Below are 26,128 nucleotides of genomic sequence, written 5' to 3'. Positions count from 1 at the left end.
GGGTATTGGAACGTTTTTCGGAAGAAGAAAGTGAACGATTAAACAAGATCCTATCCTATGAATTGAACCCCTTCGTTCATGGCGAGGGCGAGTTAAAAGAAGTTCCACTTGGTAAGAAAACAAAGGACTGGCTGTTTGAAACTCGAATGAACTTACCTTCCGATGTGAACGCCGAGCTTGACCGTATTGGTTTCGACGAGCTGCCGGATCAAGTTCGTGTTCATCTGCTGAATGAAATATTGGAAGAAAGGCAGGTCAGTTCAGCACCCAAATGGTGGGAGATGAACTTCTTTGAGTTTTCCACAAATGATTTGTGGGAGTTTTTCGTGGAGCAATGTCGAAGGAATTATGAAATCGATTATGTGAGGGAGCATTTTGACCTCCTCATTGCATCGTTTGTAGAGTTGGAAGAGGCTCGACATATCCTGCAAGTCAGCAAACTAAACAAAAGTAAATACTCTCGGGAGCAGGTCGACTTAGCGCTCGAAGTTTTTGATAGAAGCTACCCTTTGGACTTCCGCGACTATGAAGAAGCTCCACGGCGATCGAGAAGTCCACTAGACAAATTGAGAGAGGCTTTGGCATTTGAACTCGATAAGCTCGACTCAGTCTTCACTAAGCGCTGGTTCGAGTTCAAAATATTGGACGAGTTGGCTAGCTTTAAAAGCTACATTCATGAAGGTTCAAGGGATAGCGAACTGAGCAAAGCTATAGCTGGTCAGCTGCGCCACTACATGTACGGTCAGCTCTTGGCATTAGGCCGGATGGTCGAACACTACCGCTGGAAATTCAGCTACGAAGATGCAGCAATAACCGGAGTGCGGTCCGCAAAAACCAGACTTAGGGCTGGAGAAGCCGGGGCGCGCGCATCTCGAAAACGCAGACTTCAAAACTTGGAATCGCTGATGCAACAAATCGAGGAGCTGTCTGACGCGGTCGGTTTGATCAATGAAGAACGCATTGTTGAACAAGCTTTGGAAAAGACAGTTGAGAAAAGAAAGGACTTCCCAAAGTCAGCAAAGACCCATGCGGATTACGGTACGGCTCTACGTTCAGAAGAACCCTTCAAATCAAGGTACGAAGCAGTTTTTAAGAAAAACGCCTAAGTGGTTTCTCCCTTTCGGAAAGCGCTTAGGCGCAGGAAAAAGTCTGGTGACACTTCGGGAAAGCTGCCCATAATTGGGAGCCATCGCAACTGATCCAAGAGGATTTCAACGATGGCAAACGTCTTCAATGACGACCGGGTCTATTTTCCAGAAGACCCTGAAATGCAATTGCTAGGAAACCGCGAGAAGCTGGCTCAATGGCGTCACCGCATGTGCGGTCCGGCCTTCATCCGCATCGGTCGGCGGATCGCCTATCACGGCGCTGATCTGAACGCCTGGCTGTCGGCTCGTCGTACCGATCCCAACAACGAGGCTGCATAATGAAAAACCCCAACTCCAAGCGCGGAGATGGGGCTTTTCCAGTGACATCAACTGCCACCCTAGCAAGTCCAGTTGATGCCACAGGATGCCCCGCGCCGACAAGACAAAACGAGCGCCGGTACTACTGGTCACCCCTGAGCCACTCGGTCGAACGGGTGATCGTACGGAAAGGACGGATCAAGCATGGCTGATATGTCCTTTTCCAAATCGAACCTTTCCAGTCACGATAGGGGGCCAGACGCTGGCCCTCTTTCCCAAACCGATCATCGAGAACACTAATACTAACCACTCCTTGTTACGCGAGGCGGACATGAGCAAGACACAAAAAGACAGTGGCAACGATCTGCAGACAAAGAACTCCGAGCTTACCGACGCGGAAACCAATGCGATTGCGGATCTGAGGGAACGGAAGAAATCACGCGTTCGGGCACCGGGCATCAAGTTGGACTTCGATGAAGACACACGCAGGCTCACGGTTGGGCACAAAGGAAAAGACCCAACGGCGGCCTGTGCTTTGGCGATGCATGAGCTCGGCACAGCTGACTACCGGTTCTTCGAAGGCGTTATGGATCAAGTCGCGACTCTTGGGCAACAGGACAGTTCTGTCTCCGAGACCGCGTCGAACTTCGTGATGTCCGTTGTTGCCGGGGTCAGACCGCAGGACGAGATTGAAGCCATGCTTGCGATCCAAATGGGTGCGGTCCATCAGGCCACGATGATGATGGCGCGCAGGCTCAATCACGTCGAGACTCTTCCTCAACAAGACTCGGCGGAACGGGCGCTCAATAAGCTTGCGCGAACTTTCACAAGCCAGGTTGAAGCGCTGAAAAGATATCGATCCAAGGCGGATCAGACCGTCAGGGTTGAACGCGTCGAGGTCAAAGAAGGTGGCCAGGCTATTGTTGGCAACGTTCAAAACGGGGGGCGGTCCAATGACAAAAAGTGACGACAACCTCATGGACCCCACCAAACGGCTCAGGAATGCGCCCAGATGTACCGCCACGGCAAAGTCCACGGGCCGGCGATGTCGCGCACCCGCTGTTCGGAGCTGGAGTGTTTGTCGCATGCATGGGGCTGGAGGTGGGCACGCTGCTGGGCCAAGCCATCCTTCGTGGAAGAATGGGGAAAGGTCGAGAGAAACCGAGGAGATGCGCAAGACGATCAATGAACTTATCCGCGCTGACAGGGCACTGCAGAAATTGATCGACTGACCCGGCACGGCCTCGCAAGCAAGGCAAAGCAGTCGTTCGAGCGAAGTGCTTGGATGGCTGCTCCGAGCCCAAAGCGGATTTTCAAAATTCTTAACCCGTATGGACGACGAGCTGACTGTGGGCATTGGAAATCGCATAGTATTGCGAGCGTGCTACGGCCTATCCCTAGATTTTTGTCGCCTTCTTAATGCTATAGTGAATTGGCTTGGTTCCGGAGGTTGGTTGATGCTCATCGTCTTAAGTCTTTACTTCGGCTTGATTTGGTTGGTTTTTTCTAAACTCAAATGGCTTCCGTGGAACGCTTTCTGGAAAACAGTTATCTATGGTGGCGCTGCAGTAATTGCCCTTGTGGTCTTGGGAGCTCTCAACCACACAACACCGACAGGGCCAGTTTCAGTTCAAGGAATTGAGACAAACATCGCACCTAACGTATCCGGAACGGTTGTCGAGGTGGCTGTCGAGGCCAATCAATCCGTTAATGAGGGTGATCTACTCTTCAAAATTGATCCTGAGGTTTTTGCTGCTGAAGTGTCACGTCTCGAGGCCTCTCTTGAAACGGCTAAGTCTTCGGCTGACCAGTTACTGACTGATCTCACCGCAGCCGAGGCAGAAATCGAGTCTTTGAATGTTCAGCTTCTCTTTGGGCAGCAGAGGCGCGACGACATCATCCAATTGGAAGAGCGAGGCGCATCGACAACTTTTCAACTCCAAGAAGCCGTTGCTACGATTGATCAATTGACCGCGAATATCCGAGCAGCTGAAGCGCGCAAAAAGGGACTGGAGCGTCGAATTTCCGCTACGATTGACGGCCGAGACGCCGCAGTTGTGGAAGCTGAAATGGCACTCGAGCAGGCCAGATGGAGCCTTGAAGAGACAGAGGTTCATTCACCCGGAAATGGCGTTGTTTCTGCTGTTACACTACGGCCTGGAAACCGCGCCACCACGTTTCAAGGTGCGATAACATTTATTGATCCGTCGGATTTTGCAATTGTAGCCTCCCTTCCACAATCGAGCCGCCAAAACGTAAACATCGGAGACGAGATTAGGTTGGCACTGCGGACACAGCCTGGCACAGAGCTCTCTGGCATCATTGTTGCTTTACCGGTGGGATCCGCCGAGGGGACACTCGATCTGCGCGCGGGGCTTCCTTCAATACGAGAGCTGGCCGGGATCTCTAGCTACCCAGTGCTGATCGAGTTATCTGAGGTTTCCGATTTGGAAGATCTTCCTTTTGGTACATCAGGAACAGCATTGGTAATGACTGAAAAAGCAGGCGCAATCGGGGTTCTTGCCGAAATCCTGTTCTGGGTAACTAAACAGCTGAATTATTTGTGACCGGTAATGGGTGCCATGTTGCAACGAATGGCAGCATTGTCCGCACAACAGACATTAGAGAGAGTTGCGACGAATGACTGCTCTGCGGACTAAGCTGCCGCTCGCAGCAACTGCGAAAAACAGCATGCCAAAAAGTAGCTGTGCGCTACCGGGAAACGTCAGCTGCACAAAGTTTTTTTGGTTTCATTTTTTGCTAGTAAGTTCCGTCGCCGCTTTCTTCCAATGGCACTTCGTATCCTGCTAGTCTTAAGCCCTCCATTATTCTTTCAATCAACTCATCGGGCATGCCTCTCGCGCGGTAAGGCGCACGCGGATCCTTGTGGAAATTGGGAAACTTTGTCTTCAGCTTCGCCACAGTCTCTTCGGCCCTTTTTTTGTCCCCGTTGAGCGCATAACAAGCAGCAAGACTGGCCAAAGTGTGGTGAGACGTGGCCCCCTTGGAAAGAGCTACGTTTATAGCTTCCTCGTAGTCGCCTTTGCTGATCGCATAGAGATGTTCGGCATTTCTGAAGCCGGGGTGTAATTTCGGGTTGAGCGCCCTTGCCCGTGCAATCCATTCGATGCCGTTTTCGAAGTCGCCCGAATAGGCCAGGAATATCCCCAGATCAGCCAGAATCCATGAGTCATTCGGGTTTAATTCGACGGCTTTCTGGGCGTATTTGTGGAACACGTCCATGCTTTCTCCCAGCAGGCGGCTTCGCACCGCCAATGAATAGTAGGCGTCCGGGTTGTCACGATCCGCAGCGATTGCATTTCTGGCGGCTTCCTCGCTGAGCTGCGCCCAGTTTGGATCGACATCGTAGGAGTTTTTATAGGAATCTAGATAGTTGTAGGCCAACCGTGACCAAGCCAGGGAAAACCCCGGTTCCTCCCTAACCGTGCGCAGAAGGCAGTCCCGCGCCCTGCGGTGTTCAGGCAACGCAAATGTTTGATAGAACCAGTGCGCCGTCATGTAGCACTCGTAGGCGTCAAGGGTTTCCGGCGCTTTTTCTCTGATCAACTGGAGCATCTCCGTTTTGAACAAAGGCGCATCGCTTGATCCAACCAACGAGGCGATCTTCCGCGCGATCTCAAGCTGCACATCCAGAACGCTCGCAAGGTTAAGGTCGCGTTCAAACGGCCCCGGCGCTTGAAGCTGCAAGCAGGTCCGAGCATCGATGAAGGTGGTCGTCACCCGTATTTTCTCGTTCGACCGCTGCACAGTTCCACCGAGGATGTAATCGGCACCGGCTTCATCTCTGATTTTTCTGCAATTGGCATTATCCCCAAATGCAACGCCCGTTTCAGGTGCCAGCACGAACAAGTTCGAAAACTTCGCAAGCAAAGCGTTGATGTCGCGGGTGAGACCATTACTGAAGTATTCATCCGCCGGGTCGCCACTCACGTTTTCAAAAGGTAGGATCAAAATGCGCGGTCCGGTCGGCAGGGCTTGTTCCTGGTGTGAGGGATATAACTGGTACACAGCCAACGCGAGAACCACGGCAGCCATCGCCACCAGCGAGCCGACTTGACGCGCCCCCCAGCGCGACATTGGTTTCACAGATTTTTCGGCGGGCCAGGTCCAGATTTCGACGCTTTTCGTGATATTCTTCAGACTATGCACACCGGAATACCCGAACGTGGCATCCACCTTGCCCAAGACCTGATCTGCAACCGGTTTGGACATGATGATCCCATCCGGCGGCGCAAGCGCCTCAAGCCGCGCTGCAATATTGACACCATCACCCAGGAGGTTTCCGTCCTGATCCATCACATCGCCCAGATGCACACCGAAACGGAACCTCATCTGTCCGGCTTCCGGTTTTCCGGTATTACGCGCCTTCACTGCTTCCTGTGAACTCAACGCGGCCCGCACCGCTTCCACAGGGCTTGCGAATTCAGCAATCACGCTATCACCGGCACTGCCAAAAATGCGCCCCTCGTGGCTCTCGATCTGGGCATCAATCAATGCTCGGCAGGCTGTCAGTTCTGCCAACGCGGCTTCTTCATCCTCGCCCATCAACCGGGAATATGCCACAGCATCCGCGACGAGGATAGTGGTCAATCGGCGATCCATCGTTGCCTCCCGGTGAACCGATAGTACACAACGCGCGCGCAGTTTTGTAGCGTGCAAATTAATGCGCTGTTTTCCTTTGCCAGCGAAACATCCGGTTTTGGCTATCCGGAAAAGGCCTCGGGAGACACTCTGTAAGGTCTGCTTTGGGCTCAAGTCAGTCATCTGAGTCGTTAAGTCAGATGACGGCTTAGGAACGGATAGCGGTCATTGTTGGTGGTCATTCCGAGAAATTTCGCCTGAACGTCTGCATTGAACGGCGCTGGACGTTCTTTGAAATCTGCTGAACGGCAGAGTTTCGGTCAAAGCAGACACGGGAAATAACAGACCGCGTTGCCTTGTTTGAATATCGCACTCGATCTGGCCACTCACTCGGATAAACCAAAATTCGTTGCTTTCTAGACAACGCCCGCACCAGTTTCGGCGGGCTAACCAAAACCTTGATGCTTGAGGCGAAGAGACAAAAAATGACGAATAAATGACCCCGCAAACTGCGGGGCCACAAAGGGTTTGACGAAAAGGCGACTCAACTTTTTTGAGGTTGAGCGACGGCCTAAGTTAGCTGGCAAGTGCAAGGTTGCATTTACGCCCTTCTTCCATAGCCTTCTTTGTACCGGTTAGGTCCACAATGAAATTTGCGGACTTCTTTGGAAATGCGATCAAAGTCTGTCCTTCGGCCACGGCAGTCGCCATATTCGCGTCCTTTACAACGATATAGCCACCAGAGTAGTCATCCGCTAGCTTCTTGCTTTTTATGCCTTTTGCGCGACCTTCATACACGAAGTCGTCAATTGCTATTTCTATTTTTTGACGGTTTTTGATGTCTATGTCAGCTTGCGTGAATACTCCCAAGTAACCGTGTTTTTGGTTTTTGGTTAGACCCATTTGCATGACGTTCCCGCTCTCGAAGACTTTTTCTATCAGGCATGTACCAGAGTCGTTGTCAGCATAAACCGTCCAGCCTTCAACCTCACTGTAAATCTCGAAGTTGTCGCTACTTGCCGGAACCGGGTCTTTGGCAGCGGCAACAGTTGCATATGCGGAGATTGCCGCGGCGGCAAAAATGGCAGCATATTTCATGTATTCCTCCCAATTAGATGATGCGTCGCGAAGCTACCTACGACGCAACAAAAGCAAATATGTCGATGTGAATTCATTTCAACGAGTGAAAGCGTCGTTTGCAAACAACTGCTCGAAAAGCACTGCGGAACGTCGGTGAACACCTATAGCCTGAACAACTCGCAAGCTCTTCTTTCAAAATACAAATCTTTTGTGGGAGTTTTGATCCAAACTCATGATGGCTTCGTACCTATCATACCCCTAACTGATACCCACGGTCGTCTCCCATCCCATGAACGACCGTGGGTTTTTTCGCCAGTTCCATTGGTTCGTGTCTGGAAATGACTAGGGGCTGCACCCAAAACAGAACTACAAAAGCTCGTCGCTGCATTTACAGAAGTATTTTCCATCTCGTGGATGCTTTTTGAGTAATTGTTTGGAATAGCTCCAAAAAAGTATCAACCAACATAAGCAACCATACAATTCTAAGAAGGTGCTCGGTTAACTCGCGACCAAAGCTCTCCATCTCGAGGGGTGTGCGCATTGCATGCTCCGACTTTTAAGCAGTTGGATCTATCAAATATCCAAATTGGATACATAAATAGAGCAAGCATCGAAATATCAGAATGTTTCCCGTAGTGAGTGCGGGCGTCATTTGATTACCTAGCACTTTCCTACAGCCCCGCGTTGATCCTATCCCAGGGTAATCGACGCGGGGCAACAGATAGAATCACCTCTACAAGCAAATAGTCTGCAACTTTGTCATTGTTCCAGTTCACTTTGTTTCTTGATCCTAAAAGAAAACGTATAAAGTGATCGAACTAGGTTAGCTTCCCGCCCTACTCGGGCTGGACGCGGTTACTCGTCGCATCCAACCTGAACTTAAATTTGTGAGCAATGCAGACGCCAACGGCTTGCTTTTGCAGACGACCATTCAAGTATGACCGGAATTCCTTTGGCGATAGTCAGAGGGTGCCAATCCCGTTACCTTCTTAAATGCGCGGCTGAAATTATTTGCGGTTTCGTATCCTAGCATGGAGGAGATACTGGAGACTGTCTCGCGCGTATCTGTAAGGAGTTCCTCGGCCCTTGCTACCCTGATATCGTTGACGATTTCGCGAAAACGAACCCCTTCGCTTGCTAACTTCCGTTGTAGTGTGCGAACGCCAAGATCGAGCGAACGCGCGGTGGCATCAATCGACATTTCCTCCCGATGAAGTTGTTGCCAAACCACCTCCTCGACTTGTCCTCTAAGTGTTTGAGGTGGGCCGCCCAATCGTTCGCGTGAAATATCTCCGACAGTTGTCGAGCCTCCGCTAAGTTTTTTGGGCGCGGCTTCGGAGCTCAAAGCCGAAGCTTCAAACTCAACCCCAAGGCGGGTGGCGTTCCAGATTACAGGACAAGCGTAAGTGTCTTCTGCCTCGACAAACCCAGGAACTTTCGGGAAGTCCAAGAGCACGGCCGATGGCTTCCAATCGTTTCCTAAATACGCGCGGAATATGCTCAGAAAAACCCCAACGGCCGAGAAACCGATGTCCGGATACGCGAAATGCGAGCGAAGTCCAAAACGATAACAGTAGCGCGCGCTAGTGCCCGAAGTTTCAAGCCACGCGCGATCCGTGGACGAATGAAATGGCATGACGGCAGAAGCTCGTATTAGCGCTGCCCCCAGCGTTGGAGCAGAAAGAACGTAACTCCCCCAGGCGCCGTAGTCAGCGACAGTGAGATACGGTGACCACAACAATCCGATGTTTTGTTGTCCCGTGGATCGTGCGGCTTCGTGCACAAAGGTCGCCAAGGCATGCTCCGAGATGTAACCGCCTCTTTCCTCAATGAAGTGAACAGGAAGATCGGCAGAGTCAAAAGCACGCAACAAGCGTCTTTCCCCAGCGGCCTCAAGCACAAACTGGGGCATCGCGCCCAAGGCCTTGGCCGAAATCATCGGTGGTAGGTTCAATCCGTCAACCCGCTTGTTCGCCCGCGTGTCGTGAAATGATACGCATCGGCTGAACGGATGTGCAAGCTTTCCCTAAACAGCAGGGAGCATTGCAATATGAAAATACTTCGGCCATTACACGGCGGTTTTTCGATGCATTTTTTGGGAATGGTGCTCGGCGCAGGTATTTCTGCTTCACCAGTTTTCTCCCAGTCCTTCAACGACACGGGCGACATCCTTGCACGATCAGCCGAGGTCGAGGACATCGAGTACAAGATTATGGTGCAGCGTGCCACCCAGACGGCCATTTGGGGAATGCCTGCCGCCGGTATGATCGATTTCCTCAAGGGCATTCGCCGCGACCTCGGTGGCGACTACAATGACATCATTTATCTCAACAAGCCGTTCGACTCCAAACATGGGTTTCTTACGGCCAACGATGTTACGGCCTATGCTTGGGCTTCAATGACCTCCGAACCCGGTCCCCTTGTCATTGAAGTGCCCGCTGCCACCGACAAGGTGAACTACTTCGGTACAATCGTGAATGCTTGGGATGTTCCTATTGTGGACGTAGGTCCCGATGGTTTCGATGAAGGTGTCGGCGGCAAGTACCTCATGCTACCCCCAGGCTACGAAGGGGAAATGTCGCTGGAGGAATTAACTGAAGCGGGATACCTTCCCTTTGAAACAGATACCTACGAATATGGTTTTTCGTTCCGGCCAAAACTGACGAATGGCGGAACGGACGCCGATGCGGCCGAGTACGCTCAGACGATCAAAGTGTACTACCTGTCCGAGGCCGACAATCCGCCACCCAACAACTATCTCGAAGCGTCAGAAGTGCCGTACGACTCGCTTCCATACTACAACGAGACATTCTTTCAGGACCTGAACGATTACGTTCAAAACAACCCGATCCGTCCACAAGACAAGGTTATGGTGAATTTTCTGAAAGATCTCGGGATCGAGAAGGGAAAGCCTTTCGAACCAAGTGAACTTCAAATGCAGGCAATGAACGAGGGATTGTTGCTCGCGTACGCCTCGATGCAGAACTACTTTGTGACGCCCGGGAAAGCCATGATCCCACTTTGGGTCGACGATAGCGGCGAGATGAGGAGCCAGTGGTTGATTTGGGATTTCGCGGATGGTCAACCCGAGGCTGGTTTCCCCTATGAGACTGAGACCGAAGTCCTTGTGGATGCGCGTGCGGGCGGCAGTTATTTCTGGATTACATACCTGCCGAAACAACTGGGCGGAGGTACATTTTATCTGACAGGCCTGCGCGACAGCGACGGGGAAATGTACGATCACAATCAGACCTATAAACTGAACGTCCCAGCGGATACACCTGCCGACGATTTCTGGTCCGTGATTGTTTATTCGATGGAGACCAAGAGCTTCATTCGGAACGTTGATCCTGTCGGTTTGTCCGAGCGCGACACTGATGCGATGCAGGCTAATGAAGACGGTTCTTACGACATCTTTTTTGGACCAGAAGCACCGGAAGGCATGGAAAGCAACTGGATACCAACCACAGAGCCGTACTTCCTTTTGTTTCGTCTATATGGGCCGCAAGAAGGATGGCTGGAGAGTGGCTGGATGCTGGGCGATCTAGAAAAAGTAAACTGATCAAAACAAACAGTAATTCCCAATGGAGCGAACAATGAAAACAAAGTCGTTAGCTGTGCTGACTGCCCTGATACTCGCATCGCATTCTTCAGCCCAAGAATTCAAAGCCGACGTTCCTGAGAATGTTCTTACACCAGACAAGGTCGAGACCCAGACGCTTGGTGATCTGGAATTCTTCGATGGTATGCCATCACCTGAGACGGTGGAGAAAGTCTTCGACAACCTTGATCTGATCAGAGCAACGACGGCTTTCCTGGATGGCATGAAGATCGCTTCGCTTCGAGCTATGTTTCAGGGATACGAAGACTTGGGCGTCAATCCCAATGACGTCGTGATTGCAGAAGACCTGCTGGACGCGCGGTCCATCTGGCTGACGCCCAATACAACCACAATCTACATTGGTTCGAATGTCGATATCTCGGATGGCCCGATGGTGATTGAGGTTCCGGCAGGCCTGCTTGGGTTGCTTGATGACGCCGCGTTTGACTATGTGACGGATATCGGGGCGCTTGGCGCGGATAAGGGAGAAGGTGGCAAGTATCTACTTTTGCACAACGACGATGAAACGCCGGTGCCCGAGGGCTACTTCGAACTACGCACAAAGACATATGAGCACTGGTTGTTGCTAAGACGCTCGCCAGACGCAGACGGAGATACGGCTGGCCCTGTTGCCGAGATCAAGGCGGGTCTGAATATCTATCCGCTTAGTGAAGCGGACAATCCTCCCGCGGAAATTTTCCTGAATATCTCCGGTGTTCAACACAACACTGTTCACGCGAACAACGAAGACTTCTTTGAAGAGATCCACGTCGCACTCGAAAACAATCCAATTGGTGCGTTCAGTCCGGAAATTGTAGGAACGTTTGCTTCCATAGGGATCAGGAAGGGCGAGCCCTTCGAACCCGATGCCCGTATGCAGGCCATTTTCAAGGAGGCAGCAGCAATCGCAAACGCCACGGCGCGAGCGATCACGTATGCCTCGCGCGATCCGGGAGTTTTCTTTTATGAAGACCGGCAATGGAACTCACCGTTCCAACGCCAGAGCTATCTTTTTCTTGAGGACGGCGCGCGCATCCTCGATGATCGGTCGTACTTTTTCTATATGGCAACGGGCATAACGCCTGCGATGACCTCGCCACCGGTCGGGACGGGGTCTGTCTATGCGATGACAGCGCGAGACAGCAACGGACAGTACCTTGACGGCTCAAAAACCTATAAGGTAACGCTACCGGCGCCGGTTCCCGCCAAAAACTTTGCGTCGTTTATGTTGTATAGCGGACAGACTCGGTCAATCCTTGAAACTGACCAGCAATCCGGTGGTATCGACTCTAATAGACCGGGGATAAAACCTAATGAGGATGGGAGTACCAGCATCTATTTTGGTCCAGAAGCCCCAGAAGGTTGGGAGAACAACTGGGCGCAAACCATGCCCGGGCAAAGCTTCAACGTGATGATGCGCCTCTACGGCCCGCTCGAGCCTTGGTTCGACAAGACCTGGCGTCCCGGTGATCTGGAACTGGTAGAATAAAGCGACAACCGCGACTATCGGGCGACGCTACTTTTTGGCGTCGTCTGACATTTTTTCGGTGTCCGCTTCGGGGCTCGGTGCGGCCATTCGCCGAAATGTCGCGAGCGACCGCTACACGGGCGAAGCTACCGATCAGCTATTGGTCGGTTCGTAAGGTTGGGCACTCCAAACGAAACTGGCGACCTTTAGAGACCCGAAGTGCTTTTCCATTGGTATTTCAGTACCAACGGTGGCATCGTCCATTCTCGAAAATGACAATAACTCGAGGTAAAAATGGGCGACGGCTACCTGCATCGATACTTTCTGAATAATGGCGACAAACGCCTGCACAAGTGGGTGCACTACTTCGACATATATGAAAAACACTTTGAGAAATTCCGTAGTCGCCCCATACGGATGCTCGAAATTGGCGTTCACGGTGGCGGTTCGCTAGAGATGTGGCGCGACTATTTTCACAACGAATCACAAATAGTTGGTATCGACATCAACCCCGAATGCGAGAAGCATGCCGCCAATAACATAGATATTCATATAGGGAGCCAAGACGACAAGAAATTTCTCGAGGAAGTATCTGATAAGTATGGAGGTTTCGATGTTGTTCTTGACGATGGCAGCCACGTAAACTCCCACGTTATTACGACGTTTGGAACCCTTTACGAGCGTGTTTCGGCTCATGGGACATACATGGTGGAAGACATGCACACGTCGTATTGGCCAAGATTTGGAGGCGGGTTGGGAAAGGAAGGTACTTTCATTGAGTATGCGAAATCAAAGATTGATGAGTTGAACGCTCAACATGTTCGAGGCGATTTCGAAACGACAGCCTTTACACGCCAAACCGATAGCATAACTTTTTACGATAGTATGGTCGTGTTCGAACGACGGCCCCAAGGTCGACGGCAAGACTTGGTTACTCGTTCAATGAAATAAGCCAGAGCTGTTTTGCTTCCCTTATCATACTCGCTAGGGAATAATTTCTACAAGGATTTCGAAACGCAAGTTAAGGGGCTCTGGGTTGTTCGCATTATTTCACACTGCTTAAAAAGTCTTATAGGCTGCCTTGCGAACTAGATTACTAACCCATGGAATTACGGAGAGAAATTGGCTTTGAACCGAAAGGTAGCCTGTTGCATTAACAATTGTTTGAACATGCAGCCAATCCAACGTGCTCAAAGTGCGTTTATTCGTTCAATAATTGTAGCCGCTCTTGCATCAAAAGAGTGTCTATGGCGCATTTGATGAGCAAAGGCGATCCTTTCGATGCGACGGTCAATTCTTTCATCCCGTGCGGCTACAATAGCTTCCGCGAAATCGGTCTTGTCCCGGACGATGTATAGATAAGGTTTGATGTCCTCAGGAAACCAGCCTACGTCGTCCGTTATAACCGGAGTTGCGCACGCAAGCGCATCAAATATTCTATTTGATGGTATACCAGCGGAACACATAGTTGGTGTGTGATCGTTTAGAACCGCGGATGCAGAGCGATAAACACTTGGTAGGTCTTCGTTCGGTACCCTTGCGCCCACAAGCAGTTTGGAGGCGTCAGTATGTTCCCAACCGTTTCCCCACAATCGGATATCACATTGAGTTTCTAGTGCGTATCGAACCATTGGGCGGCCGCTTCGAGCGATACCGACGAAAACGGCGGATCCGCGATCCGTCACTGTCTTTGGTGGCACCATCCTTTTAGGGTCGAAGGCTTGAGGGAGCAGCGAAGTTCTCTCCAACTCGACGTGAGATGCGACATCGTCCAGCGCAGGTTTCCCAGCTACGAAGAAATGATCTCCCCCGGCTATCTCTCTTTTGCTTAGTCCTGGTTTGGACATCAGCCAAAAAAGCGTTCGCCGACCCGGTACGGGCGCATATTTCGCGCCTCCCCTCAACACCAAATCAATCTCGTCGGGCGTTTCAACTACATCCCAGTGTTTTCTCGTCTGAACACGGGCGCGATGTCCTGCGCGTTGTAGAGCCTCCATCAGAGCAACTCCAAAATGGTAATCGCCCCAGCGGTTCTGAACCCGAGGCCGTGGGACTGGCAGTTTTATTGCCAAGTTAAAACTCTCGTTATTGTTGATCCACGGACATTTGGAAGTTGGAGTAAGCTCAAAGCTGTTAACTGTTGCTTCACAGTCAGATCTATCGCCGTATACACTGCAGATTTCATTGTATTTTTCCTGCAAAACTCTATTCGTAGGATCTAGTTTTTCCACTACAATTATGCCGGTTGGTGCCGCGTCATAAAGTTCCAATTTTAGATCTGGGCGATATTCCCGAAGGATGGGAACAATCTTCCAGACATCACCTGTCCAGTCACGTGTCTCAACTGTGCTCCGGTCGCGATTCGCCATGTTTGTCGTCCAAGGCAGAAAGTTCTTCATGACGATTCTGCCCTCAGGTGCCATTAGTCGCTCGGAATTCATGAAGTCGCGCAACAGAACTTCAAATAGATGCATGCCGTCCAAAAATGCGAGGTCGAATCTGGCACCTGTATTTGCAATGAAACTTGACGAAAAAAAATCGTCACTGGTTTGTTGCATGAGGAACAGTTGTTCTTTTCCCTTCAATACATTGCGTTTCAGTCGAAATTCTGGATCAACCGCCACTGAGTTTGTTTGAGACAGTGTAAGACTACGTCCAGTCTGCGTTCCTATTTCCAAATACCAGTTCGGCTTCATCCGTCGATGCAAACCGGCCAGTACCTCTGTATAGGGATGTCCTTTTGCTTTGCGCATTCCCACTCCATGAAACGTGTCTCTGCGACATCTAAATAACTTGTCGAAGAAGGCTACAACCTATGCGTTTCGAGGGAAACTCTCCCCGTGTAGTTAAAAGCGGAATGTTCACGTAGTGATCATAGCCTGTCACCACGAGCGAGACTTCGTTGGAGCCGAAGGCGGGCATCTCGAGGACCATCGGTTCATGCCGCAGATCGAGCAAGACGTCGATGTAGAGCGTGTCGTTGTTCGGCCGCGCTGTGTTTTCGTCCTTTAGGGTCGTGTCCGCCTGTACCGTGTTGAAGCCGCCATGATCCGCCGCAATCTTATTGTTCACTTTGCACATCGCGACGTACTGGAAGGATTGCTCCACCATGTTGCGCAGCGCCGCATTATCTGGATCGACGATCGCGGCAAAAGTGGACGGAGTCATCGCTACAAGGAGCGCTCCAAAGGCCGCTGGTAGAAGGGATTTGTTGAACACTGCATATCTCCCATGATGCTTTTTTTCGCTGGGAATATCGAAATGTGCACTAATTTCTCTGGTGAGAAAAAAAACGTGCATCAAGCCGAATTGGAAGGGCCGCTTCGGGCTCGAAGCAGTCGTTTGCTGCACTTTGCGCGAGTGTCTGTTATATACGTCTTACCGGTCGTTCTGTCATATTCGAACCTGAGGCTTTAAAGCGCCAGATCCTATGTTCAGTGTGGTATATTTAGTGGTATGGGAATCATGGCTAATTATTTTTTTAAAATTTAACAAATAATTACGAAAAATATATAGTTGCTCCTCGGTCCGCCACTTGGTATCTGTGTAGGGCGACACATAGCTCTACCACAAGTGACAGAACCTTTCCATTTTCGCCTCACTTCCTTCATCCAGCACCTAGAGCGATTTCAATGATCCTGACCTCCCTTTTAGGAAAATCGGGGCTGATTTGCAGATCAGACGCCGAAGGCGTTTATTCTTTCTGATCTGCCGCGTGGCGAACGCGGATGGGGGCCAGGCCATGTTATTTGACAATAGCGGTGCGGCGCGCAGGCGCAGCCGAGGACACGGTGTCGTTTAATAGGGTTGCCCGAGGCGGAAGGCAGCACCTTGCCCCAGACGGTCAGGGTCGTTTGGGTTGTCCAAATCCCACTGACCCCAAAACCTGTGCGGCGGTGTGGGCTGCGCCGTAACTCTTTGCGCCGGAACACGTTGTTTTTTTAAAGAATGGGCAGGAAGCAGTCATAAAACTGCCAGTCACTCCTTACCGGATTCTCTACTGAAAAATTCCGTTCAAAACGAAATCCGCTGTGCTTGGGCTGCTTGCGAAAGGTAGGTCGTAAACAATCGCCAGGCGGCTGAGAGCTTTGACATCCACATCATGGGGCATCGGTGACAGTGGATCTATGAAGAAGAATAGGCCGTTGAGCTTACCCTCACAAATCATTGCACCAAGCTGCTGATCGCCCCCCAACGGACCGCTTTTGAGGGCGGTCAGTTGAAGCTCGGGCAGGGCTGCGTTTATACGCCCGCCAGTGGTACCTGTGGCAAAAAGGTTGGCTTGATGCAAAGTTTCGGAATGCCTTCTGGCCCATTCGACCATCAGGTCTTTCTTGGCGTCATGCGCAACCAATGCTAGTTGCAGCCGACTATCTGATGAACTGCTCGACATAATCCGCACCCAGGCCGACTTCCTCATAGTGCTTACGGCACATGTCGATTTTGGTGAAGACGTCCTCGTAACCCATGGTTTTGCCCCATGGGTCGACATAGAGCATTACTCCGTTCACCTGAAAGTATGTGATCATCTCATCCACATCATCGGGCACGACTAGCGTATGAGTTTCACCCGGCGGCTCATATACATAGCCGCCTTCTTGTGCGACCCAGTCATGTTCCAGATAGTGCCAGCGCCCCTTCAGAACAAACCCATGCACGGGTTGAGGGTGCCGATGCCGGGACAGGACACCTGATTTCCGGACGCGCAGAAGGTTCATCCAATAGCCTTGCGACCTGTTCAGGCACAGAGGCCGGAACGACACGTTCTCGGTTTGGGGAACCCAGATACGCTCATCCAATGCAATCGCGTCGGGGATCACGATCTCTTCCTGCGCCTCTTTGGGAAACGGCAGTTGATACGGCATTCTCGGATCGTCGTCGTTTTCTTGTAATGGCATTTTCTGCTCCTTTGTCACATCGCGGAATAACCGCCATCGACCGGGTAAACGGCTCCGGTTACAAATGCTGCCTCGTCTGACAGTAACCATGCGGCCAGCGCACCAACCTCCGCTGGCTTGCCCCAACGATCCAGCGGTGTGCGGCCAAGGATCGGCTGGTTACGCGCCGGGTCGGCGCGCAAGGCTTCGGTCATTTCGGTTTCGATCCATCCGGGGGCCACCGCATTGACGCGCACGCCATCCTCAGCCCATTTCCCGGCTAAAGCCTTGGTCAACTGGGCGACCCCGCCTTTGCTGGCAGAATAGGCCGGAACAAGTGGCCCACCAAAATAGCTTAGCATCGATGCGGTGTTCACGATGGCTCCGCCTGACGCGGCCAACAGAGGTTGCGCGGCCAGACAGCAGCGCATTGTGCCGGTCAGGTTGATGTCGATTACTGTCTCAAAAACATCGATCTCATATTCCGCGCCGCGCGCCAGAATACCTGCGCAATTGACCAGCCCGTCGAGGTGCTCAATCCCACCGAAAAATGCGGTAACGGCCGAAGTATCCCGCACATCCAATTGTGCGCAGACACCGTCAGGGTGCTGCGCAGCATAGGCCGAAACCTCGTCAGCCCCGACGCCGGTTGCTGTGATGCGCCATCCCTTGCGGCGAAGTTCCCCTGCGATACCAGCGCCAATGCCGCGGGTGCCGCCAATAACAACGGCGTGCTTCATGGGTCAGTCTCCTTCCGCAAGAAACACCTCGACCGCGTCTTTGCGAGGCATTGGGGCAACTGCACCGTACCCTTGGGTCGAAAGGGCGGCGGCGGCGTTGGCATAACGTGCGGCCTGAAACGGGTCATCGCCCAAAACAATACGAGACAGGAAGGCACCGTCAAATGTGTCGCCCGCAGCCGTGGCATCCACTGCTTCGACCCGGCGGCCTTTGACACGCTCACGCTTTTCAGGTGTCGCAACCAGGGTCCCTTCGGCCCCCAGCGTCAAAGCGACAATTTTTGCCCCGAGGTTCAAGTAGAAGTCTGCGATGGCATCTGGATCGGAAAGGCCTGTCAGTTGCTCTGCATCATCCAGACCGGGAAGGGCAATATCGCACTGTGACATGGCGGCATGTGTTACGGCGCGTGCGCGCGCGATCGGCCAGAGCTTCAGGCGCAGATTGGTGTCGTAGGACACGAGGCCCCCGGCATCTTTCACGATCTGTATTGCCCGGAATACAGCATCGGCCGCAATATCCGATATTGCCTGACTGATGCCCGAAACATGCAGGATTTTGGCCGATTGCAACGCGGCTACCGGCAGATCTTCTGGTCCCATCCGGCTGCTGGCAGAGCCTGCACGAAAATAGCTGAACTCGTGCCCGGTCGCGCCATGCGTCACGAAATAAACCCCGGTATGAGCGTCTGCGACCTGACGTACGGTCGAGGTGTCGATCCCCTCAGCCTTCCAAAGGTCCATGAAGGAATTGCCGAACGTATCCGCGCCGATATGCGTCACATAGCCGACGGATGCCCCCTGTCGCGCGGCTGCGATGGCGCAGTTCGAGGTGTCGCCGCCATGTCCGGGCAGGTAGTTCCCATCGGGCTGCTGGTTGAATTCCAGCATCGGTTCGCCAAGGCACAGAATATCGGGGGTCATTGCTGTCTCATTTCACGTAAAAGGGTCAGCCCGTTGGGGCTGACCAAGTTGTATGGGAGGATTATTCGGCCGTATAGCTTTGGCCGACACCCGGGATCTTCCAGATTCGGAAGTTCGGGATTTCGGGGTCTTCAAAATTCATGTCGCCATCGACCCAGATGTGCAGGTGGTTCGACACCACATACATCTCACCATCCGGTCCCCAGGCCAGCGTGTCGGGCCAGTTCATTTCCGGGTGGTGGACGAAACGGCTGACCTCACGCGTGGATTCATCGAACTTCATGATCCCGTCCAGTGACAGCGCGGACATGTAGATGTTGCCTGCGTTGTCCGCCGTCATCCCATCGGTGTTCGAGGGCAGCACTGCGGCAACCTCAACCGCGTTTTCGATAACCGTTTCATTGGTCTTGAAATCACGCAGGATTTCGGTCGGCAAACTATGCAGGTGATTGCCGGTCAAATTGGTCCAGTAAAGCGTTTCCTTGTCGCCCGACAACGCGATGCCATCAGCACCGGTGCGCATGCCGCCATTCTTCAGGACCGGACGGTCGTCGATGTTGAAGAAGAAATTAGGTTCATCATTGGTGAACCGGTGCTGATCCAGAATGCGGCGTACCGAGTTGGTGTTGCTGTCATAGACGATCAGACCACCATGCAGCGGGTCGCAGAAAATGCCGCTGTCCGCGATATAGGCAAAGCCGGTGTCGTTATCGACGGCCAGATCGTTCAGAAAAGAACACTGACGATCCGCTTCTTCCGCTGTGAAGACATAGCGCTGGATTTCCTTGTTCTCTTTCAGATCCCAAAGCACCAGCTTGGCGTCACCGTCTTCAAACGGAGGGCCGGCCACGTGACCCTGATCCAGGATCCACATCACATCGTTGCGGTCGATCTCAAAACCCAGAACGGCTTTCAGGCCATCAGGGTTCGACATGCTGTTCATTTCCTCAGACGGAAACGCCTCCAGTTCCCAGGTGTCGCCGTTCTTGACCAGTTTCGAGACGGTCGAGGGGATCTCGGCCCCGCCCCAGCGCGCGGTGGACACATAAATGTTGCCCTGGCTGTCGACCTTGGCGCCCTGAACCAGCGCCTTGCCGAAAATCTCGCTGCCTTCCCAGGCAGATTTTGTCGCCTCGTCCTTGACGGCATAGGGCAGACTGTTCCATTCCGCTACTACCTCGGGCTCGTTTGCAAGCGCCGGGGTGGCCAGAACGGCGGTAAGGGTCACCGTGTTGAGCAGTCGTTTCAGCATGTATTCCTCCCTTGCTGAGTTTTGGTGTTCCGCAGGCCGTTGCCGCGGCCTGCGGGACGTTTGGTTTAGATGCGACCGTATTTCGCCAGACCTTCGCGCAGCGAGCCGGATTCGATGATCAGGCGGGCCTGTTCGGCTTCGCGCTCGTCGATCTCGCGCGCCATTTCCAGGATTGCTTCGGCATGGTCGCGCGGCACAGCTACCGCACCGTCAATATCGGCTACGATGATATCGCCGGGATGAACGATGACTTCGCCCATCGCCACCTCGACGTTCGAGGCCAGCGTCCGGATGCGGCCTAGCGTGGTGCCCGGGCTGACGCAGCGGGAATAGACCGGGAAGTCATAGTCACGTTTGATTTCGACCAAATCGCGGACACCGCCATCCAGAACCGCGCCTTCGTGCTTGTTGGCGACAGCGCCCGCAGTCATCAGACCACCCCACAGGGCAACGTCAGTGGTGCCGTTGGTCGAGATCACAATGACCGAACCAGCCTCGGACTCATCAATGGCGTCCAGCGCGTGCTGGGGTGGCAGAAACTCATCGGTCGGACCTTCCAGAATGGTCACGGCAGGGCCAACGATTTTCTTTTCGTTGATTCGTGGCTTTATCGAGGCAGGTAGAAAGCCGGTTTTTCCTGCGATCTTGTCAACCGCGTCTGCGACGGATGCGGTGGCCACTTCGCGAAACCCGGCAACGAGTTCTTGAGTGTTCATGAGTATTATCCTCTTGGGTAAGATAGTTAGAAGGCGGGGCGTCTCACCACGGGTTTTTCCAGCTTTTGGGCTGGTCCCCGTTGAGAACGCGGGTGATTTCTTCGGCTGCATTTCGTTGCAGAACCGCGACTGAACGTTCCGAATACCACGCGGCATGGTCGGACACGATGGTGTTGGCGCTGTGCAGCAGTGGATTATCCGGGGCGACCGGCTCGTGTTCGAACACATCGATGCCTGCGCCAAATATGCGCCCGTGGTTTAGAGCGTCGGCCAGCGCCTCCTCATCGATCAGGCCCCCGCGCGATACATTGATCACGATCGAACTTGGCTTCATCAGCGCTATGTGTTCGGCATCCAGGATATGCCGCGTTTCAGGGGTAAGCGGTGCGTGCAGGCTGATCACGTCGGCTGCCATGCAAAGCTCGGTCAAACCGACCTTTTGCACAGCGGCAGCGGCTGCGGCCTCGTCGCTCATATACGGGTCAAAGACCAACACGGACGCAAACCCCAGCGCTCGAAATTTCTGGGCTGCCTGTAAACCGATCTTGCCACACCCGATCAGGCCAAGGGTGGCGTTTTCGCGGCTGGGGATCAGGGCTGCTTGGCCTATACCCCATTGGCCCTGTCGCACTTCAGCATCACGCGATGGGATACGCCGCTGAACCCCCAGGTAAAGCGCCAGCGCATGTTCGCTGACCTCAGTTTCGGCCCCATAATCGGGGACGTTCGCGACGTAAATGCCACGCGACTTCGCGTAGTCCAAGTCGATGTTATCGACGCCCACACCATAGCGGACGACGACTTTGAGATTTGGGCAGGCATCGATTACGGCTGCGTCCACGGCGCGTTCGCGAACGAGGATGGCAACCGGGTCCAACGCCTGCAAAGCTGGGACCGCCGCTGTTTCCGGCGTGACCGGAGCAATCTGAACATCTTGCTTAGCCAGCACCGAAGCCTCGGTGTCATAGGCGGCATAGCCTGGTTCAAGGATTGCGATGGTCTGGTTGGTCATGTGACGATCCCTCGGCATGGATTACTGTGCCTTGTAAGCTTCGACGGCTGCGTCGAGGCGGTTTGGCCAGTCCTCACCGATTTCGCTGACGATGTACTCACGCACAGCAGGCTGAGCGGCGGCGCGGAACATGGCCTTTTGCTCGGGGCTGACGGGAACAACTTCCATGCCTTTTTCGGACAGGATCGCAGTTGCGTTTGCGTCCTGCGCGGCGGTCATGCCGCGGTGGATCGTTTTCGAAATCTCGACGCACTGCTCGACAGCCTTCTTCTCGTCATCGGTCAGGCTTTCGAAAAACATGTCCGACATCAGATAGGCGTGCCAGCTAAACACATGTCCATCCAGAGACACGTATTTCTGATGCTGATAGAGCGAGGCGTTGACGATGTTCGTCACGCCGTTTTCCTGCCCGTCCACAACTCCTTGCTGCAGAGCGCCCGGCAGTTCCGGCCATGGCACTGGAGTTGCCGATGCGCCCAGGCTTTCGACCAGAGTCACCCAGACCGGCGCGGTCATTACGCGCATTTTCAAGCCTTCCATATCGGCAGGCTCGGCCACGGGTTTGACGTTATTAGTGAAGTTGCGCACGCCATTATCGGCCACACCAAAGCTGCGGATGCCGGTCTTTGCCAGCATATCGTCGGCCAGCGCGTCACCGAATTCGCCGTCCATCACTGCCCAGGCCATCGCCTGATCGTCGAACAGGTAGGGCATCGCCAGAACTGAGAAGGGTTTGTAGACCGCTGAGATCGGGCCGTCGTGGATCGCTGCCATCTGAACGGTGCCCAGCTGCAGACCTTCCATGATCTCGGACCCTCCGCCCAGCTGCGAGGCCGGGAAGATCTGAACGTCGATCGAGCCTGAGGTCTTGCCCTCGACGCAGGCTTCAAACGCCAGCGCCGCGGCGTGTTTGGGCGAGCTCAGGTCAGCGGCCTGAAAATGCGCGTATTTCAGCTCTTTAGCCGAAGCCGCACTGGCGGCGGTCATTGCAACAACGGCTGTTGCCGTCATCAGTTTCGACATGGTTTTCATGAGGTTCCTCCCTTTCATGTCAGTTCGCAAATCCAAAGAAGTTGGGGATGAAGGTGCTGACACCCGGCACGAGAATGACCAGAAGCAGCACCACGAGCTCAGCCAGCAGCAGCGGCAAAACCGCTTTTGACAGGCGTTCGATTTTCAGTTGTCCGACGGTGGCGATCACGAACAGTACTGGACCAACCGGAGGGGTGATCATTCCGATGGTGAGGTTCAGCACTAGCATCATCCCGAATTGCAGCGGGTCGATCCCCGCAGAATAAGCGATAGGGCCGAGGATCGGCGTCAGGATGATTAACGCGGGCAGCGTGTCGATGAAGAAGCCGCAGATCAGTGCGAATGCCGCAAGAATGAACAGAATGCCCAGACGGTTGTCGGTGATCTGGGTGATCAGTTTGGCCAGTTCCTGCGGGATTTGCAGATAGGTCAGCAGCCAGGCAAAGATCGACGCCATCGCCACGATCAGGAAGACCGACGACGTCACCACCGCGGCCCGCACAAACGCGGCGTACAGAGCGCGGACCGTGAAAGCGCGCAGGATGAAGCCAAGAAACAGAGCGTAGGCAGAGGCCACCGCGCCCGCCTCGGTCGGGGTGAACACACCGAACAGGATGCCGCCCAGAATGATTGCTGGCATGATCAGGGCTGGAATGGCCGCCAGAGTTGCGCTGCGCAATTCAACCATGGTGGCGCGATGTTCGCGCCCGCGGTAGCCGTTGCGGGTGGACACGATATGGTTCGCGATGGCCAGCGCAACGCCCAGCAGAACCCCAGGCACAATTCCAGCCAAAAACAGTCCCGCGACCGTCACTCCATTGGTCGAGATCGCAAAAATAACAGCCAGAATGGACGGTGGGATGATCGGACCGATGGTGGCTGTCGCGGCGGACAAGGCACCGGCATAATTCTTCTCATATCCAGCTTCACGCATCATCCGCATGACGATGGCAGAAGGCCCCGCGGCATCCGCGAGGGCAGAACCGCTGATCCCCGCAAACAGCATCGACACAAGGATGTTCACATGCCCCAGCCCACCACGTACGTGCCCAACCAGAGCGTTGGCAAAGCGCAACAAAGCGTTTGTTAGTCCGCAGGCCGTCATCAGTTCAGACGCGAGAATGAAGAACGGTACCGCCATCAGCGGGAAACTGTCGATCCCGGCGAACATGCGTTGGGTTGCGACCAGTGGGTTCAACGAACCGTCGATAAAAATCGCCGACAGGCCGGCGATCCCCATCGTGAAGGCTACGGGAACACCCAGAAACAGCGTCGCGAAGAACAAGATGATCAGGGTTTTTGCCACGGCTCAGACCTCCGCCTCGTCGCCGTCGGGGTTGGGGCCGTGTTCAAAATCCTGATTGACGAAGCGTTTGGCGAAGAAGGCCAGTTGGATCAGAAACAGCGCGCAACCAATCGGGATGGCCAGATACGGAATGCCGCGCGAGATACCGGTGGACATAGTTTCCTTGTTCCAACCGAATTCGACGAACTGGATGCCCAGCCGCAGCATCGTTGCCATGAACCCAAACATCACAATGACGATGCCCCAGCGCAAAAGGCGGGCCAACGCATCCGGCAGCAAGTCCGGAATTGTGGTGATTGCGACCAGCCGGCCCTCGCGCAAAGCAAGACCAGCACCACAAAACGCACCAAGGATCATCAGGTGGCGGGCGACCTCTTCAACCCAGGCAAAAGATGCGCCGAAACCGTAGCGCCCAACCACGTTGGCAAAGACGATTGCGAAAACCGTAGCCAGGGCCACGGCGACCAGCGCCCGGTTCAGTGCAACAATCCATGTCTCCAACCTTTGCAAAGACGCCCCTCCCGATGCCGTCTCTTTATGAGAATCAAAACTGGCATACAGTATGCTAATATGTCAACACTAACACATTGTATGCCAGATACATCACTGCTACTGTCGAACTGAGGAGAGCGACATGAGCCCATTCAACAGACCGAAATCATTGACGGAATTGGTGACCGAAAACCTGCGCGAGCGGATTATCAAAGGCGAGTTCGAACTGGGTGAACAACTTTCTGAGGCTCGAATCGCGAAGAATCTTGAGGTCAGCCGCACCCCTGTTCGTGAGGCAATCAATCGACTTGAAATGGAGGGATTGCTCGTAGTCGAACCGCAACGTGGGTCCTTCGTGTTCAACTTGGAGCCCGAAGAATTGGCAAAGCTCTGCGACGCGCGTGTCTGCCTTGAGACAACCGCTTTATCCTCGGCCATGCAGGCAAACCCGCAAGAGCTGTATACCGCGCTTAACGATTGCATCAATCGGATGAAAACGGCGCGAGGGGCGGCGGATGATGCAGAATACCTGTATCAGGATACTCTTTTCCACCAATGCCTGTTTGATTGTGCGGATAATCGGTTTCTGAATGATGCGTACCAGACGATAGCTCTAAAAATGGCGGCATTGCGCAGCCGGTTGGGACACCACCCGGATCATATGGCTAAGTCCTATCGCGAGCACATTGAGTTGCTTCAGTGCGTCGAGAATGGCGATGTTTCAAAAGCGTTGGACGTACTGAAACTCCACATAGACAGGAAAGAGGGGTCCTATTGGAGTGACGCAACTAATGTGGAAAGTCAGACCCAGCAGGTGAATTGAGCGGTTCCGTCTCCTGCATAAAACCAAACACGTTGTCTGCAAGTCAGATAACTGCGAAAACTGGCCAAGGTCAGTGCGGTAAACAGAAGTTGCCACTGAGGTATGCAGACATCTGACATTCCGAGTCGTTGCTTAACAGCGAAGGGAATGGGCATCCTTCGGCCGCTGGGTCGATATCATTGGGGCGTTTTCATGCAAAACCTGACGAAAAGCCCGAAGCGGTTCTCGCAGAACATTTTGCCCTTCTGTATCCTCAGGTAAACGCGCATAAGGTTCAGCACTGGCGGGGCGGCAAGTTGCGTGATTTCATGATTTGCAAGGAGGTATTTTCGTCACTCCTGTCGGAATACGCTCGAGTTGGCGATGGTACGATTAGTCTGATGACGTTGTTCTCACGCTGGACCCGGCGAAGTTTGAATGCTTTGTATGGTCCGGATTTGGTGTGTTCCTTGACCCGCAACAATTCCGCGACTTGCCACAGTTCTCGGTCCTTGATCTTTGTGCTGCTTTTGCGGCGCGCTGAGGGCGCTCGGATCGTCAACGTGTCGTCTGCTGCGGGGTCCTGGCCGGCAAGCCCGGCTATGGTATCTCCAAAGCGGCGCTGAATGCTGTGACTGTCAAAACCGCTGCCGCGTAGAAACCTCATGGTATTCTCGTCAACGCCGTATCCCTCGGCTGGGTCGCCACGGATATGGGCGGCGGTGACCGCCCCTTTTTCTGAGGGGACGAAAGGTACAGCCTGGGCAGCGAATTTGCCCAAAGGCGGCGCGACGGGAGGGTTCTTTCGCGACGGAGTCCCA

23 protein-coding genes are annotated in these 26,128 nt (G+C 53.5%); 8 read left to right on the top strand and 15 right to left on the bottom strand.

What is annotated here, in order from left to right:
• Nucleotides 1-5 precede the first annotated feature (5 nt).
• From GOV89_RS13720 to GOV89_RS13705, 4 genes are all read left to right on the top strand, one after another.
• Nucleotides 6-1,106, top strand: a complete 1,101-nt coding sequence (locus tag GOV89_RS13720) for a hypothetical protein (protein ID WP_171238450.1) — start codon at nt 6-8, stop codon at nt 1,104-1,106.
• Between the two features lie 111 nt (nt 1,107-1,217).
• The gene (locus tag GOV89_RS13715) at nt 1,218-1,427 is read left to right on the top strand and encodes a MerR family transcriptional regulator (protein WP_170520311.1); all 210 of its coding nucleotides are present in this window, start codon (nt 1,218-1,220) and stop codon (nt 1,425-1,427) included.
• A 310-nt stretch (nt 1,428-1,737) separates the two neighbouring features.
• Entirely contained in the window at nt 1,738-2,373 is a 636-nt protein-coding gene (locus GOV89_RS13710; protein ID WP_171238449.1) for a hypothetical protein, read from the top strand.
• Nucleotides 2,374-2,863: 490 nt separating this feature from the next.
• The gene (locus tag GOV89_RS13705) at nt 2,864-3,973 is read left to right on the top strand and encodes an HlyD family secretion protein (RefSeq protein WP_170788048.1); all 1,110 of its coding nucleotides are present in this window, start codon (nt 2,864-2,866) and stop codon (nt 3,971-3,973) included.
• Nucleotides 3,974-4,166: 193 nt separating this feature from the next.
• On the opposite strand, the gene GOV89_RS13700 is transcribed toward GOV89_RS13705, so the two are convergent.
• The 3 genes from GOV89_RS13700 to GOV89_RS13690 form a co-directional block, all read right to left on the bottom strand.
• On the bottom strand, nt 4,167-5,921 hold the full coding sequence (locus tag GOV89_RS13700; protein WP_171238447.1) for an adenylate/guanylate cyclase domain-containing protein: 1,755 nt from the start codon (nt 5,919-5,921) through the stop codon (nt 4,167-4,169).
• Between the two features lie 663 nt (nt 5,922-6,584).
• Complete coding sequence (locus GOV89_RS13695) at nt 6,585-7,106, bottom strand: hypothetical protein (RefSeq protein ID WP_170804574.1); 522 nt, start codon at nt 7,104-7,106, stop codon at nt 6,585-6,587.
• Nucleotides 7,107-8,019: 913 nt separating this feature from the next.
• A complete protein-coding gene (locus GOV89_RS13690) occupies nt 8,020-9,042 on the bottom strand; it encodes an AraC family transcriptional regulator (RefSeq protein ID WP_170570598.1) in 1,023 nt (340 codons plus the stop codon).
• A gap of 96 nt (nt 9,043-9,138) precedes the next feature.
• On the opposite strand from GOV89_RS13690, the gene GOV89_RS13685 reads away from it, so the two are divergent.
• The 3 genes from GOV89_RS13685 (at nt 9,139) to GOV89_RS13675 (ending at nt 13,108) form a co-directional block, all read left to right on the top strand.
• The gene (locus GOV89_RS13685; RefSeq protein WP_216601803.1) at nt 9,139-10,650 is read left to right on the top strand and encodes a DUF1214 domain-containing protein; all 1,512 of its coding nucleotides are present in this window, start codon (nt 9,139-9,141) and stop codon (nt 10,648-10,650) included.
• Nucleotides 10,651-10,684: 34 nt separating this feature from the next.
• On the top strand, nt 10,685-12,178 hold the full coding sequence (locus tag GOV89_RS13680) for a DUF1254 domain-containing protein (protein WP_170570601.1): 1,494 nt from the start codon (nt 10,685-10,687) through the stop codon (nt 12,176-12,178).
• 273 nt (nt 12,179-12,451) lie between these two features.
• Complete coding sequence (locus GOV89_RS13675; RefSeq protein WP_171188415.1) at nt 12,452-13,108, top strand: class I SAM-dependent methyltransferase; 657 nt, start codon at nt 12,452-12,454, stop codon at nt 13,106-13,108.
• Nucleotides 13,109-13,347: 239 nt separating this feature from the next.
• Here GOV89_RS13675 and GOV89_RS13670 read toward each other — a convergent pair whose 3' ends face one another.
• The 12 genes from GOV89_RS13670 to GOV89_RS13615 form a co-directional block, all read right to left on the bottom strand.
• The gene (locus tag GOV89_RS13670) at nt 13,348-14,910 is read right to left on the bottom strand and encodes a glycosyltransferase (protein ID WP_171188417.1); all 1,563 of its coding nucleotides are present in this window, start codon (nt 14,908-14,910) and stop codon (nt 13,348-13,350) included.
• Nucleotides 14,911-14,941: 31 nt separating this feature from the next.
• Nucleotides 14,942-15,376, bottom strand: a complete 435-nt coding sequence (locus GOV89_RS13665) for a DUF1254 domain-containing protein (RefSeq protein ID WP_171238446.1) — start codon at nt 15,374-15,376, stop codon at nt 14,942-14,944.
• A 778-nt stretch (nt 15,377-16,154) separates the two neighbouring features.
• Nucleotides 16,155-16,550 carry a methylglyoxal synthase gene (locus GOV89_RS13660; RefSeq protein WP_171238445.1) on the bottom strand — a complete coding sequence of 132 codons (396 nt, stop codon included), beginning with the start codon at nt 16,548-16,550 and terminating at the stop codon, nt 16,155-16,157.
• The gene (locus GOV89_RS13655; RefSeq protein WP_171238444.1) at nt 16,528-17,055 is read right to left on the bottom strand and encodes a 2,4'-dihydroxyacetophenone dioxygenase family protein; all 528 of its coding nucleotides are present in this window, start codon (nt 17,053-17,055) and stop codon (nt 16,528-16,530) included. Before GOV89_RS13655 ends, GOV89_RS13660 begins: the two co-directional genes overlap by 23 nt.
• Before the next feature lie 14 nt (nt 17,056-17,069).
• Nucleotides 17,070-17,774, bottom strand: coding sequence for an SDR family NAD(P)-dependent oxidoreductase (locus tag GOV89_RS13650; protein ID WP_171238443.1), 705 nt, complete (start codon nt 17,772-17,774; stop codon nt 17,070-17,072).
• 3 nt (nt 17,775-17,777) lie between these two features.
• Nucleotides 17,778-18,695 (bottom strand): sugar kinase, encoded by a 918-nt coding sequence (locus GOV89_RS13645; RefSeq protein WP_171235910.1) that lies wholly within the window; start codon nt 18,693-18,695, stop codon nt 17,778-17,780.
• Nucleotides 18,696-18,756: 61 nt separating this feature from the next.
• On the bottom strand, nt 18,757-19,947 hold the full coding sequence (locus tag GOV89_RS13640) for an L-dopachrome tautomerase-related protein (RefSeq protein ID WP_171238442.1): 1,191 nt from the start codon (nt 19,945-19,947) through the stop codon (nt 18,757-18,759).
• Between the two features lie 65 nt (nt 19,948-20,012).
• The gene (locus GOV89_RS13635) at nt 20,013-20,663 is read right to left on the bottom strand and encodes an RraA family protein (protein WP_171238441.1); all 651 of its coding nucleotides are present in this window, start codon (nt 20,661-20,663) and stop codon (nt 20,013-20,015) included.
• 43 nt (nt 20,664-20,706) lie between these two features.
• Nucleotides 20,707-21,675: a C-terminal binding protein gene (locus GOV89_RS13630; RefSeq protein WP_171235913.1), complete on the bottom strand. Its 969-nt coding sequence runs from the start codon at nt 21,673-21,675 to the stop codon at nt 20,707-20,709.
• Between the two features lie 21 nt (nt 21,676-21,696).
• Nucleotides 21,697-22,707, bottom strand: a complete 1,011-nt coding sequence (locus tag GOV89_RS13625; RefSeq protein WP_209509718.1) for a DctP family TRAP transporter solute-binding subunit — start codon at nt 22,705-22,707, stop codon at nt 21,697-21,699.
• A 19-nt stretch (nt 22,708-22,726) separates the two neighbouring features.
• Entirely contained in the window at nt 22,727-24,013 is a 1,287-nt protein-coding gene (locus GOV89_RS13620) for a TRAP transporter large permease (RefSeq protein ID WP_171235914.1), read from the bottom strand.
• 3 nt (nt 24,014-24,016) lie between these two features.
• Nucleotides 24,017-24,523: a TRAP transporter small permease gene (locus GOV89_RS13615; RefSeq protein WP_171235915.1), complete on the bottom strand. Its 507-nt coding sequence runs from the start codon at nt 24,521-24,523 to the stop codon at nt 24,017-24,019.
• Nucleotides 24,524-24,647: 124 nt separating this feature from the next.
• Between GOV89_RS13615 and GOV89_RS13610 the strand changes: the two genes are divergently transcribed.
• Nucleotides 24,648-25,328 carry a GntR family transcriptional regulator gene (locus GOV89_RS13610; protein WP_171238440.1) on the top strand — a complete coding sequence of 227 codons (681 nt, stop codon included), beginning with the start codon at nt 24,648-24,650 and terminating at the stop codon, nt 25,326-25,328.
• Nucleotides 25,329-26,128: the final 800 nt, after the last annotated feature.

The sequence above is a fragment of the Ruegeria sp. HKCCA5763 genome, from assembly GCF_013034545.1.
Taxonomy (GTDB): domain Bacteria; phylum Pseudomonadota; class Alphaproteobacteria; order Rhodobacterales; family Rhodobacteraceae; genus Ruegeria.
This window is presented reverse-complemented; position numbering and strand designations above follow the sequence as displayed.

Bases quoted from the DNA above. Each gene is read 5' to 3' on its own strand.
- GOV89_RS13715 (WP_170520311.1), top strand. From the start codon at position 1,218: ATGGCAAACGTCTTCAATGACGACCGGGTCTATTTTCCAGAAGACCCT.
- GOV89_RS13710 (WP_171238449.1), top strand. From the start codon at position 1,738: ATGAGCAAGACACAAAAAGACAGTGGCAACGATCTGCAGACAAAGAAC.
- GOV89_RS13705 (WP_170788048.1), top strand. From the start codon at position 2,864: ATGCTCATCGTCTTAAGTCTTTACTTCGGCTTGATTTGGTTGGTTTTT.
- GOV89_RS13695 (WP_170804574.1), bottom strand. From the start codon at position 7,106: ATGAAATATGCTGCCATTTTTGCCGCCGCGGCAATCTCCGCATATGCA.
- GOV89_RS13685 (WP_216601803.1), top strand. From the start codon at position 9,139: ATGAAAATACTTCGGCCATTACACGGCGGTTTTTCGATGCATTTTTTG.
- GOV89_RS13680 (WP_170570601.1), top strand. From the start codon at position 10,685: ATGAAAACAAAGTCGTTAGCTGTGCTGACTGCCCTGATACTCGCATCG.
- GOV89_RS13675 (WP_171188415.1), top strand. From the start codon at position 12,452: ATGGGCGACGGCTACCTGCATCGATACTTTCTGAATAATGGCGACAAA.
- GOV89_RS13670 (WP_171188417.1), bottom strand. From the start codon at position 14,910: ATGCGCAAAGCAAAAGGACATCCCTATACAGAGGTACTGGCCGGTTTG.
- GOV89_RS13660 (WP_171238445.1), bottom strand. From the start codon at position 16,550: ATGTCGAGCAGTTCATCAGATAGTCGGCTGCAACTAGCATTGGTTGCG.
- GOV89_RS13655 (WP_171238444.1), bottom strand. From the start codon at position 17,055: ATGCCATTACAAGAAAACGACGACGATCCGAGAATGCCGTATCAACTG.
- GOV89_RS13650 (WP_171238443.1), bottom strand. From the start codon at position 17,774: ATGAAGCACGCCGTTGTTATTGGCGGCACCCGCGGCATTGGCGCTGGT.
- GOV89_RS13645 (WP_171235910.1), bottom strand. From the start codon at position 18,695: ATGACCCCCGATATTCTGTGCCTTGGCGAACCGATGCTGGAATTCAAC.
- GOV89_RS13640 (WP_171238442.1), bottom strand. From the start codon at position 19,947: ATGCTGAAACGACTGCTCAACACGGTGACCCTTACCGCCGTTCTGGCC.
- GOV89_RS13635 (WP_171238441.1), bottom strand. From the start codon at position 20,663: ATGAACACTCAAGAACTCGTTGCCGGGTTTCGCGAAGTGGCCACCGCA.
- GOV89_RS13630 (WP_171235913.1), bottom strand. From the start codon at position 21,675: ATGACCAACCAGACCATCGCAATCCTTGAACCAGGCTATGCCGCCTAT.
- GOV89_RS13625 (WP_209509718.1), bottom strand. From the start codon at position 22,707: ATGAAAACCATGTCGAAACTGATGACGGCAACAGCCGTTGTTGCAATG.
- GOV89_RS13610 (WP_171238440.1), top strand. From the start codon at position 24,648: ATGAGCCCATTCAACAGACCGAAATCATTGACGGAATTGGTGACCGAA.